The sequence below is a fragment of the Brevundimonas sp. GW822-FHT03E11 genome (genome assembly GCF_058801445.1).
Genome location: NZ_JBXANG010000005.1, coordinates 114297 through 126430, shown reverse-complemented (window position 1 = coordinate 126430; position 12134 = coordinate 114297). Strand labels below are relative to the sequence as shown.

The window sequence follows — 12134 nt, the reverse complement described above, 5'->3', positions numbered from 1 at the left end:
TCTTACCACCGGCGCTCGAAGCGCCGCCTCAAGATGATAGCCGCCGCGTTCATGATGATCATGAAGACGAGCAGAACGATGATCGCCGCAGCCGTGCGTTCGTGGAAGGCGCGTTCAGAGGCGTTTTCCCAAATGTAGATCAGCGACGGCAGGGCGCCGACCGGCTGGTCGATGGCGTGCGGCACGCCCGGCACGAAGCTGACCATGCCGATCAGCAGCAGGGGCGCGGTTTCGCCCAGGGCGTGGGCCATGGAGATGATGGCGCCGGTCATCACGCCCGGCATGGCCAGGGGCAGAACGTGGCTGAACACCGTCTGGGTGCGCGAGGCGCCCATGGCCAGGGCCGCCTCCCGGATCGAGGGCGGCACCGCCTTCAGCGAGGACCGGGTGGCGATGACCAGGGTCGGCAGGGCCATCAGAGCCAGGACCAGGCCGCCGACTAGGGGACTGGCGCGCGGCAGGTGCATCCAGTTGATGAACAGCGCCAGGCCCAACAGGCCGTAGACGATCGAGGGCACGGCTGCGAGGTTGTTGATATTGACCTCGATGATGTCGGTCAGCCTGTTCTTGGGCGCGAACTCCTCCAACCAGACCGCTGCGCCGACGCCCAGCGGAATGGCGATCAGGGCGGTGACCATCAGCATCAGGGCCGAACCCACCACCGCGCCCAGCACGCCCGCCAGTTCCGGCTGGGTCGAGTCGCCGTTGGTGAACAGGGCGGTGTTGAAGTGCGCCCCCACCACCCCCTCGGCCTGCATCCGCTCCAACCAGGCGATCTGCCGATCCGTCAGACGGCGCTGGTCTTCAGGGGTCGATTTCGAAATCTCGCCTTTCAGATACAGGTCCGCATCGTCCGATAGGGGCGCGGCCAGGGGCACGGTCTCGCCGATGACGTCCGGGCGTTTGGCGACTAGGTCGGCGGCGACGAACTTCAGCTCGGACGAGAACAGGCCGCGCATTTCGGCCGAGGCGCGACCGGCAGCGTGGTCCTGAACGCCCCAGCGCGCCAGCTGCTGCTCGGCGGCCAATTGCTCGAAGTTGGACCCTTGAGGATAGGCCCGATCCACGCGGGCCGGGTCCATATAGACCGGGACGGTCACCGTATGGGTGTAGAAGGCGGTGTGCCCCTGCTCCACGATCCGCACCAGAAGGATCGCCAGGAACAGGACGGCGGCGGCGATGGCCAGACGGCCATACCATTTGAACCGCGCCTCCTTGGCGTGGCGTCGTTTCAGCCCGGCGCGCAGTCGGTCCAGCCGCGTCCTGTCGGTCGCGCCGGCGAGGCGATCGGAGGTCGCGTCAGTCATATTGTTCCCGATAGGTCTGCACGATGCGGTGGGCGACGATGTTGAGCACCAGGGTCGCCATGAACAGGGTCAACCCCAGGCCGAAGGCCGACAGGGTCTTGGCGCTGTTGAACTCCTGGTCGCCGGTCAGCAGCGTGACGATCTGGACCGTGACGGTGGTCACCGTGTCCAGCGGATTGAAGGTCAGGTTGGCCGCAAGGCCCGCCGCCATGGTCACGATCATGGTCTCGCCGATCGCGCGCGACATGGCCAGCAGCAGGGCGCCGGCGATGCCCGGCAGGGCGGCCGGCAGAAGAACCCGCTTCACCGTCTCCGACTTGGTGGCGCCCATGGCGAAGGAGCCGTCGCGCAGGGTCTGGGGCACGGCGTTCAGAATGTCGTCCGACAGGGAGGAGACGAAGGGGATCAGCATGATCCCCATCACAGCGCCGGCCGTCAGGGCCATCTGGTTCTGCACCAGGGCCAGATAATGACCGAGGCCGTCCAGCGGTCCGCCGATCAGAAACAGCCCGATTTCATTGAAGAAGACCCGCAGGAGCGGCCCCACGGTCAGGGCGGCGAAGAAGCCGTAGACCACCGTCGGCACCCCGGCCAGAATCTCCAGCAGCGGCTTGACCACCGCCCGCGTGCCGCGCCCGGCGTATTCCGACAGATAGATCGCCGACAGAAGTCCGATCGGCGCGGCCACGCACATGGCGATCGCCATGATCAGCAGGGTGCCCGCGAACAGGGGCACGGCGCCGAAGGCCCCGGTCGATCCCACCTGGTCGGCGCGGATGGCGATCTGGGGGCTCCACTGGGTTCCGAACAGGAAGTCGAAGATCGGGACCCGCTGGAAAAAGCGGAAGGAGTCGAAGGCCAGGGAGGCGATGATGCCGATCGTCGTCAGAACGGCGATGGCGGAACAGACGAACAGGGCGCCGTACACCCAGCCTTCCACCCGGTTGCGGGCGCGTATCTGGGGACGGATTTGGGTCATGGCGAACAGACCGCCCAGGACGGCGGCCAGGACGGCGGCCAGTCCCCCGCCCCACTTCAAGGTGCGCTCGATACTGACCATGCGGCGCGCTTCGACCGGGAGCTGCTCGGCCAGGGGCCGTTCCCAGATCTGAAGGGCGGGCTCGCCGCGACCGAGGCGATGGGCGTCGGCGAAGAAAGCGTCGCGACGGAACGGATCCAGGGCGGCCACCTCCGGCGGCGTGTCCACTGCGGTCAGCTGCCGCTCCAGGGGCGCCGAGAACAGACTCATCAGCACCAGAACCAGCAGGGCCGGCGCGGCGACCCAGATCAGGGCGTAGGCGCCATGCTGTCCGGGTCGCGAATGCGGCTTGGCCCCGACGGCGCGGCGGACGGCCAGGGCGCGACCGCCCAGATAGGCGGCGACGCTGAGCGCGACGAGGATCAGTAGGTAAATCCAGATCATTCCGGGTCCGAGGCGGTCAGGCGCGAATCGAAAGAAGGCCGGCGATCCGGCGGCTACGCGGCGCGACTACTGCCCGCGAATGGTCAGCGGAATAAGACGACTTGATGACAGTTCCATAACAGCGCAGGCGGCGCGGCGCGGCGATCAGGAGGCGGCGCGAACATCCCGCCGTTCGACCACCATGGGGAACCAGGCGGTAAAGGCGGCGCCCAGACCCGGTGCGCTCTCCACCACCAGACCGCCCTCGTGGCGATTGACGATGTGTTTGACGATGGCCAGACCCAGTCCGGTGCCCTGGCGCTCGCCGCTCTTTTGACCTTCGACCCGATAGAATCGCTCGGTCAGTCGCGGCAGGTGCTCGCGCGCCATGCCCGGCCCATGATCGCGCACGGTGACGGCTGCATAGAGGACGCCCGCAGCCCGGTCCGGCGTGACAAGCGGCAGCCGGGTCGCGCCCGGCATGCGGGACGACCAGGCCTCGTCGAACGACAGGTCCGAGCGCACCGAAATCTCCACCGTTCCCCCGGCAGGCGAATATTTGACGGCGTTGTCGAGCAGATTCTGGACGACCTGGAGGATTTCGTCGCGGTCACCGTTTATGGAGGCGCGCGTCTCCCCGCGATCCAAGGCCACGACGATCTGTTTGGCCTGGGTCAGAATGCTGACGGCGTCGACCACGTCGGCCGCCGCGCGATCCAGATCGACCCGGCCTGACGGCGGAATATGTTCATTCAGCTCGATCCGGCTGAGCGACAGAAGGTCGGCGACCAGACGCCCCATGCGATCCGCCTGGGCCGACATGATGTCCAGGAATCGATCGCGCGCTGCGGCGTCGTCGCGCGCGTGACCCTTCAGGGTTTCAATGAAGCCGCTGAGCGAGGCGAGCGGCGTGCGCAGTTCGTGGCTGGCGTTGGCCAGGAAGTCGACGCGCATCATCTCGGTGCGGCGCGCGGCGGTCTCATCGCGCAGGACGACCAGGGCCAGGGGATCGCGCCCCTCCGCGGCCTCGGTGGACAATGGCCGGGTCCAGGCGCGCCAACGCCGGTCCCGCTGCCCGCCGGTGGTGTAGTCTGTCGTGCGCGAGACGTCGCCGAAGAGGGCTTCGTCCACAGCTTCCAGCACCCCCGGCTCACGGATCACCTGGACCAGCAGCGCGCCCTGACGATGGATCCGCAACAGGTCGCGCGCGGCCTTGTTCGCCATCACGATGCGCCGACCGGCGATGTCGTCCGGCTCGCCGCCGCTGACGATCAGAACAGGATCGTCAAGGCTTTCGAACACCCTGTCGAGCAGGTCGGCGGTGACGGGATCGGTCGGCCCGTCCGCCGGCGCGCCCTCCGGCGTCGGCGTCGGCGCCGGCGCCGGCGACTGGGCGTTCAGCAGCCAGGCCGATCCGGCCACCACCACCGCCCCGCCGACCAGCCATCCGGCGATTTGAGGATGGACGAAGGCGAGACCCAGCAGAACCCCCACCGCGATCGCGATGCTGATGCCGACCGTCCAGAGTCGAGACGTCGAGGTCGGCGCCACCGGCGAAGGCGAGGAATCATAGGACATGGGCGGCGCGAGACTCGCTCGAACGGTTGGGGAAATCCCATCCTTGCACGGATTTTGTGACGCCGCGCCGACAGGACCGGCGATTTTTCCAAGCCTGACCGCACGGTTTGTTTAGGAGTTTTAGGCAGGCTGTCGCCAAAGGGGGAACTTCCTTGGTTCGGACGATGGACGCGGTCCTGTACGGTCACGACTGGCGGCTCAGTCTGCTCGCCGTCGCCTTCTGCTTTGCGGGAATGGCGTCGACCCTGCAGTTGATCGAGCTGACACGCCGGCGGGACGTCAAGACGCGCTGGCGGCTCGCCGTCGCCGCCGGCATCGTCGCCTCGCTCACGACCTGGCTGGCCCATGTCCTGGCCATGAAGGCGCTGGCCGCCCGCCTGGGCGGGACCTATGACGTCGGCCTGGCCCTGGGGTCCAGCATACTGGCTATGGCGATGATCGGCTTGGCCGTCGTCGTGGCCCTGGCGCGAGGACGGCTGTGGCGGACGTTTGCGGGGCTGATCGCCTTGTCCGGCGTGGCGGCCATGCACTATCTGGGCATGGTGGGTTTCCAGGCGTCCGGTCGGATGGAGTGGCGGTCCGATCTGGTGGTTCTGTCTATCGTCGGCGGCATGGCCATCGCGGGCGCAACCGCCTTCCTGCATCGTCGGGGCAGCCTTCCTCGCCTGTTGTTGAGCGCCGGCGGGGCGGTCGCCGCCATCATGTTCCTCCATGTCATGGGTACGGCGGCGCTGAGCGTGACGCCCGATCCGGCGGCGGGACGGCAGGCCGCCTTGTCTCCAGAGGCGATGCGCCCCCTGATCATCCTCGTCTTTCTGGCCGTCGGCGGAACGGGCGGGGTGATCGGGGTCATGGCCTATATGACGCGGGCGGGAGCCCTGGCGCGCATCCGCGAGGCGGTCGAAGCCATGCCGGACGGCCTGGCCTTCTTCGACGCCGACGATCGACTGGTGCTGTGGAACGCCCGCTATGCCCAGGTGAACCCGGAACTGGGGCCGCTTCTAAAGGTCGGGACCCCCTTCCTGGACCTGATTCGGATCGGCATGGACGAAGGGCGGTATGACGACGCCATCGGGCGCGAGGACGAGTGGATCGCCGAGCGGCTGAGGGCGCGCCGCGCCGCATCCTCCTTCATTGAGCAGCAGGTGGCTGGCGACCGCTGGCTGCGGATCCAGGACCGCCGGACGGCGGAGGGTGGGACCGTCACCGTCTGCAACGACATCACCGACCTGAAGCACGACGCCCGCGCCCTGGGCGAGGCGCGCGACGCGGCCGAGGCGGCCAATGTGGCCAAGAGCCTGTTCCTGGCCAATATGAGCCACGAGATTCGCACCCCGCTGAACGGCGTCATCGGCCTGTCCCAGGCTCTAGCCAAGACGGAACTGACGGCCGAGCAGCGCGAAATCCTGGATCTGATGCAAGCCTCCGGCCAGACGCTTCGGACCCTGCTGAGCGACATTCTGGATCTGGCGCGGGTCGAATCGGGCAGGCTGGAATTGACTGAGGACGCCTTCGAACTGGCTGGCGCGGTGCGCGAGGCGGCCCAGCTCTATGCCGAGAACGCCCGCGAGAAGCACCTCGGCTTCCATGTGGACATCGATGTCGAAGACGGGCTTTGGGTCAGGGGCGACGTCGTGCGCCTGAAGCAGATCCTGACCAATCTGATCTCCAACGCCGTCAAATTCACCAGCCAGGGCTTTGTCGGCCTGACCGTCCAGCGTGGAGCGGACCATGCGCGTGGGCCGACCCTGCGCTTCACCGTCGAAGACACCGGCATCGGTTTCGACTCAGCGACGAGAGAGCGTCTGTTCCGACGCTTCGAACAGGCCGACGGCGGCATTACGCGCAAGTTCGGCGGCTCCGGCCTGGGGCTGTCGATCTGCCGCCAGTTGGCGGAGATGATGGGCGGCGACCTGGATTGCGAAAGCGAGCCCGGGGGCGGCTCGGCCTTCATCCTGACCCTGCCCCTGTCGGTGTGCGAAGCTCCGGCCCAGAACGAACCCCAGGCCGATCCTGAGGCGCCGGCTCGCCTGCGCCGTCCCGTGCGGGTGCTGGTCGCCGACGATCATCCGACCAACCGTCGGGTGATCGAGCTGATTCTGGCCCAGGCCTCGGTCGAGCTGTGCATGGTCGAAAACGGCGCAGAGGCCGTTGACGCCTTCCGTCTTCGCAGCTTTGACTTGGTGCTGATGGACATGCAGATGCCGGTGATGGACGGCCTGACCGCCACCCGGGAGATTCGACTGCATGAAAGCGCGACCGGGTCGGCGCGAACCCCGATCGTCATGTTGACGGCCAACGCCATGCCCGAACATGTGGCGGCGGGTCGCTCGGCCGGAGCGGACCACCATCTGGCCAAGCCGTTCAACGCCGCCGAACTGCTGGCGATCGTCATCGACCCCGCCGCCCTGCCGAAGATCGACGCTCAGGCGGCGTGATTCCGCTGAGCGGTCGCCGATCCGGTCTCAGGCGGTTGCACATCCGTCATGATGCGTGTAATAGCCCGCGCTCTTGAATTCGAGGGTTCATGACCCCCGCCGCGCGGGCCCAGGGTTGGCGCGGTGTTTCCGTTGTTGTTGAGGCGAGCCAGATGGCCGAGATCATTCTGAACGTGGACGTCCGCGAAGGCGTCGGCACCGGTGGCGCCCGCGCCGCCCGTCGCGCCGGTTTCGTGCCGGGCGTCCTGTACGGCGGCGACAAGGCCCCCGTCGCCCTTTCGGTGAACGAGAAGGACTTCCGCAAGTCGCTCTACACCGGCAAGCTGCTGGGCCATCTGGTGACGCTGAAGTACGGCGAAGAAACCCAGCCGGTCATCGCCAAGGACGTACAGTTCGACCCGGTGTCGGACCGTCCCCTGCACTTCGACCTGATGCGCGTCGACGAGCACGCCCCGGTCAAGATCGAAGTGCCCGTGCACTTCAAGAACGCTGACGAAGCGCCGTTCGCCCGTCAGGGCGGTTCGCTGGAAGTCGTCCGTCACGCCGTTGAAATCCTGGTCAAGGCCGACAGCATTCCGGAAGAACTGGTGGTCGATCTGGCCAAGGCGCAGATGGGCGACACCATCCGCATCTCGGACATCGCCCTGCCCAAGGGCGCGCAGCCCACCATCACCGACCGCGACTTCGTGATCGCCACCATCAAGGTCTCGTCCGCCGCCCTGTCGGCCGCCGCCGACGAAGCCGCCGAGGCCGAGACGACCGAAGGCTGAGCCTTCGTCGCATCGCCGGAACCAAGCCCCGCCCGGCTCGCCGCGGCGGGGCTTTTCTTTGGGCGACGCACACGGCATGAGGACGTCATGATCATCATCGCCGGCCTGGGCAATCCGGGCGCCAAATACGAGAAAAACCGCCACAACATCGGCTTCATGGCCGCCGACGAGATCGCGCGGCGCTGGCGCTTCGGCCCCGAGCGGGCCAAGTTCCAGTCGATCGTCAGCGAAGGCCAGGTCGATACGGCGAACGGGCCGGTCAAGGTTCTGCTGATGAAGCCCCAGACCTATATGAACGAGAGCGGCCGGGCCGTCGGCGAGGCCGCGCGCTTCTACAAGATCAAGCCCAGCGAGATCATCGTCTTCCACGATGAGATCGACCTTGCCCCCGGCCGCTTCCGTATGAAGACCGGCGGCGGGGCGGCGGGCCAGAACGGAATCCGCTCGCTGATCAGCCACCTGGGACCGGACTTCCGTCGCGCGCGCATGGGCATAGGCCATCCCGGCGAGAAGGAGATGGTCATGCCCCACGTCCTGGGAGACTTCCACAAGGCGGAGCAGCCCTGGCTGGACGCCCTGCTCCAGGCCTGCGCTGACGCTTTGCCCTTCGCCGTCGCCGGCGACGACGAACGCTATCAGGGCGAGGTCATGCGCCTGGCCCCGGCGCCCAAGTTCAGCCCCCGACAGGCGGCGCGCGGCGAACTGTAGCCTGTACGCCCTTGGCGAAACGCCGTAGAGGCGAGGCGTGAACCGTTCCGGCGCCGATCATTGGTCGACATCGAAGTCGCTCGCCTTCCTGGCGGCGGTCTTCGCCATCGTGCTCGGAAGTCTGCTGCCGTTCGGAGCCTTGGCGGCGGCCCAGCCGGGCCAGCCTCTGGTCATCTGTTCCGCAGAAGGGCCGCAGACCATCCAGTCCGGCGGCATGGACGGCCCGGTCAACAAACATCTGGGAGCCAAGTGCGCGGCCTGCGTCGTGCCCCTGGCCGCCGCCCTGCCCGTCCCGCCCGCGCCCGAACCCGCGCCGGTCCTCCGCACGGTCGAGACCGTCGTCTATACGCCCGCCCGTGTCAGCCCCCCGCCGCCGGCCCGCGCGCCGCCGCGTCCGCCGTCCACCGCCCCACCCCACGCCTGAACCAGACCCGAAGCCCGCGCCGGCCCCACGCTCGCGCGCCCTTTCCCGTTCTGACTTCAGGATCATCATGTCTCTCAAGACCACTGCGGCGCCCTGCGCCCTGCTGCTCGCCGCCCTGTCCACGACCGGATGGGCCAGCCCCGCCCTGGCGCAACAGGCGTCAGAGCCCGCCGTCCTCGACACCGTCATCGTCACCGCCCGCCGCAACGCCGACGACCCCGCCGTCGTCGCCGAGGCGCGGGAGCGTCTGGCCCGCACGCCGGGCGCGGTCGCCGTCGTCTCGGCCGAATCCTACGCCGACCGCTATGCGCCGAACCTCGCCGACGTGCTGCGCGACGCGCCGGGCGTCTATGCCCAGAAGAAGTGGGGGGGCGACATCCGGCTTTCGATCCGGGGCTCGGGCATCGGCAACTCCATCCATAACCGTGGAACCCTGCTGGCCCAGGACGGGGTCCCGTTCAACGAGGCCGACGGCTTCGGCGACTTCCAGCTGATCGACCCGCTGATCGCCCGCTATACCGAGGTGTACAAGGGCGGCAACGCCCTGCGCTTCGGCGGCGCCCTGCTGGGCGGAGCGGTCAATCTAGTCGCCCCGACCGGGCGCACGGCCGCATCGAACCTGAACCTGCGGCTGGACGGCGGTTCCTATGGCACGGTGCGCGCCCATGCCGAGGTGGCGGGCGTTCGCGGCGACTGGGACGGCTTCGCCGCCGTCACGGGCCAGAGCGTGGACGGCTGGCGTCAACAGAGCGAGGGCAAGTCCCTGCACCTGTCCGCCAATATCGGCCGCAGCTTCGGTCAGGACCGCGAGGTGCGCCTGCTGGTCTCGGGCGGCGACATCCATCAGGAAATCCCCGGCAGTGTCAGCCTATCGGACGCTCTGACCAAACCCCAGGCGGCGACACCGAGCAACATCACCCTGAACTACCAGCGCAATATGCAATCAGTCCGCACGACGGTGCAGACGCGCTGGCGGCTGGACGAGTCCACCGTGTTCGAGGGCGCGATCTATGGAACCTGGAAGGATCTGGACCACCCCATCTTCCAGGTGATCGATCAGGAAAGCCGCAACTACGGCGCCTTCGGACGGTTCGACTGGCAGGGACAGGTCTTCGGCCTGCGCGCCGACGCCTTCTACGGCGCCTGGTATCGTCAGGGCGATCTGGACGCCAAACAGTGGGGCAATCTGGCCGGACAGCAGAACGGCCTGCGCGCCCGCAGCTTCCAGAACGGCAAGGGGCTGGACGTCTTCGGCGAGGGGCGGCTGTTCGTCACCGACCGCCTGGCCCTGGTCGCCGGGGGAACCTGGGGCCGCGCCGAGCGGGACTATCAGAGCTATGTGGTCCCCGGCGTCTCCGGCACGATCGACCTGGCCGTCGACAAGAGCTTCGACTGGTTCGCCCCCCGCGCCGGCCTGTTGTGGGAAAGCGAGCAGGGCGATCAGGTCTTCGCCAATGTCACCCGCTCGGTCGAGCCGCCCAACTTCTCGGCCCTGTCGCCGACCGCCGCCGGGTATCTCCCCCTGGTCCCGCAGGAGGCCGTGACCTGGGAGATCGGCACGCGCGGTCGCCGCGGTCCGGTGACCTGGGACGTCACCGTGTATCGCGCCGACCTGAACCACGAACTGCTGAACTTCGTCGTCAACGCCTCGCTGGGCATTCCCGCCTCCACCTTCAACGCCGGGCCCACCGTTCACCAGGGGATCGAGGCGGGGCTGGACTGGCGGATCGCGCCGCAATGGCGGCTGCGTCAGACCTACGCCTTCTCGGACTTCTTCTTTGACGGGGACAAGGTCTACGGCGACGCCCACCTGCCGGTCGTGCCGCCGCACCTCTATCGGGCCGAGCTGCGGTATGACCACCCGGCGGGCTGGTTCTTGGCCCCGGGCGTGGAATGGTCGATGGCGGACGCCTGGGTCGACTACGCCAACACCCTGAAGTCGCCCGCCTATACGGTGGCGAACCTGAACATGGGCTGGACCGTGCGGGACGGCCTGACCGTCTTCGCCGACGTGCGTAATCTGTTCGACGAGGCCTATGTCTCGAACTTCAGCGCCGTCACGGATGCCCGGACCGCCTCCACCGCCGTTTTCTTTCCTGGCGAGGGCCGCTCGGCCTATGTCGGCGTGAGGATGAGCTACTGATGGCCGGCAAGGCCGCAACCAAGGCGCCGGACGATCTGTCCGGCGCCTACCGCGCCGTCTGGCGCTGGCATTTCTACGCCGGCGTCTTCGTCATGCCCGTGCTGATGCTGCTGGCCCTGACCGGCGGCCTGTATCTGTTCAAGGACGAGATCGACGGCGCCCTCTATCGCGACATGATCCGCGTGCCGGCGGCCCAAACCCAGACCGCGCCGGACACTTGGGTGGCGTCGGCGGTCCAGGCCGCCGGCGGCGGTCGGGTCGCCAATCTGGTCATGCCCGCACGGGCGGACCAGGCCGTTCGCCTGCGCGTGGATCGACCCGACGGGGTGCAGAAGACGGTCTTCGTCGATCCGCACACGGGCCGCGTCACCGGCGTCATTCCCGCCGGCGGCTTCATGGAACTGGTGAAAAAGACCCACAGCCTGACCCTGCTGGGGCGGCCGTTCAACATCCTGGTCGAGATCGTGGCGGGCTGGACCATCATCCTGTTCGCCACCGGCCTCTATCTGTGGTGGCCACGTGGACGGGCTGTCGCGACCGTCTCGCTCCGGACGACCGACGCCCGACGCCGCCCCTTCTGGCGCGACCTGCACGCCCTGACGGGCTTTTACGTCGGCGGGGTCGTGCTTTTCCTGGCGGTCACCGGCATGCCCTGGTCGGCCTTCTGGGGCGACACGGTGATGGACGCCGTCAAGTCCAGCGGCCTGGGCCGCCCCCCGGCGCCCGTCGCGGGGGCGTGGCAGAGGGCGGAGCATCATGATCGACCGCTCGGCGCCGGCTGGGCCATGGACGGCATGGTCATGACCCACGATCATGCGAGCCACGGCGCCCTGGATCGGGTGCTGAGGGCCGCCGACGACGCCGGTCTGGCCCGGCCCTACGCCGTCAACATCCCCGCCGCCGGCGGCACGGCCTATACGATCACCACACAGGCCCGCCGGGTTCAGGACAGCCGGTCCCTGTACATCGACGCCGCCTCGGGGCGTCTGCTGGCCGACCTCGGCTACGACCGGTTCGGCGTCGGCGCCAAAACCGTCGAATGGGGCGTCTATACCCACCAGGGCACACAGTACGGCCAGCTGAACCGGATCATCATGCTGCTGGGCTGTATCGGCGTCTGGCTGCTGGCGATCAGCGGTCTGGTCATGTGGTGGAAGCGCCGCCCGCCGAACCTGTCGCGCCTGCGACTGGGCGGCCCGCCCGCCCCGCCCGGACCGCGCATCCGCGCCGCCGTCCTGGGCATCGTCCTGCCCCTCGCCCTCCTCTACCCCCTGACGGGCCTGAGCCTGGTCCTCGCCGTATTGCTCGATCGAGCCGTGCGGCCGATGATCCGGCGTCGTCCCGCCGTTTCCTGAAAGAACCGA

Annotated in this window: 9 protein-coding genes; 6 read left to right on the top strand and 3 right to left on the bottom strand. The window is 68.1% G+C overall.

Annotation, left to right across the window (positions count from 1 at the left end; all coding sequences use genetic code 11):
• Positions 1-2: 2 nt before the first annotated feature.
• The 3 genes from pstA to AC1RKE_RS10355 form a co-directional block, all read right to left on the bottom strand.
• On the bottom strand, positions 3-1307 hold the full coding sequence (pstA, locus tag AC1RKE_RS10365) for a phosphate ABC transporter permease PstA (protein ID WP_348684358.1): 1305 nt from the start codon (positions 1305-1307) through the stop codon (positions 3-5).
• Positions 1300-2730 carry a phosphate ABC transporter permease subunit PstC gene (gene pstC, locus AC1RKE_RS10360; protein ID WP_183215924.1) on the bottom strand — a complete coding sequence of 477 codons (1431 nt, stop codon included), beginning with the start codon at positions 2728-2730 and terminating at the stop codon, positions 1300-1302. The genes pstA and pstC overlap by 8 nt, the downstream gene beginning before the upstream one ends.
• Before the next feature lie 144 nt (positions 2731-2874).
• Positions 2875-4287: a sensor histidine kinase gene (locus tag AC1RKE_RS10355; RefSeq protein ID WP_333897116.1), complete on the bottom strand. Its 1413-nt coding sequence runs from the start codon at positions 4285-4287 to the stop codon at positions 2875-2877.
• 152 nt (positions 4288-4439) lie between these two features.
• Between AC1RKE_RS10355 and AC1RKE_RS10350 the strand changes: the two genes are divergently transcribed.
• The 6 genes from AC1RKE_RS10350 to AC1RKE_RS10325 all read left to right on the top strand — a co-directional run bounded on the left by AC1RKE_RS10350 (position 4440) and on the right by AC1RKE_RS10325 (position 12125).
• Positions 4440-6725, top strand: a complete 2286-nt coding sequence (locus AC1RKE_RS10350; RefSeq protein WP_492896983.1) for a hybrid sensor histidine kinase/response regulator — start codon at positions 4440-4442, stop codon at positions 6723-6725.
• A gap of 152 nt (positions 6726-6877) precedes the next feature.
• Positions 6878-7495, top strand: a complete 618-nt coding sequence (locus AC1RKE_RS10345) for a 50S ribosomal protein L25/general stress protein Ctc (protein WP_054765396.1) — start codon at positions 6878-6880, stop codon at positions 7493-7495.
• Positions 7496-7582: 87 nt separating this feature from the next.
• Positions 7583-8203, top strand: a complete 621-nt coding sequence (pth, locus tag AC1RKE_RS10340) for an aminoacyl-tRNA hydrolase (protein ID WP_348684582.1) — start codon at positions 7583-7585, stop codon at positions 8201-8203.
• A 37-nt stretch (positions 8204-8240) separates the two neighbouring features.
• Complete coding sequence (locus AC1RKE_RS10335; RefSeq protein WP_183215928.1) at positions 8241-8627, top strand: DUF2946 family protein; 387 nt, start codon at positions 8241-8243, stop codon at positions 8625-8627.
• Positions 8628-8694: 67 nt separating this feature from the next.
• A complete protein-coding gene (locus AC1RKE_RS10330; protein ID WP_348684583.1) occupies positions 8695-10770 on the top strand; it encodes a TonB-dependent receptor family protein in 2076 nt (691 codons plus the stop codon).
• Positions 10770-12125: a PepSY-associated TM helix domain-containing protein gene (locus AC1RKE_RS10325; RefSeq protein WP_395942308.1), complete on the top strand. Its 1356-nt coding sequence runs from the start codon at positions 10770-10772 to the stop codon at positions 12123-12125. Before AC1RKE_RS10330 ends, AC1RKE_RS10325 begins: the two co-directional genes overlap by 1 nt.
• Positions 12126-12134 lie beyond the last annotated feature (9 nt).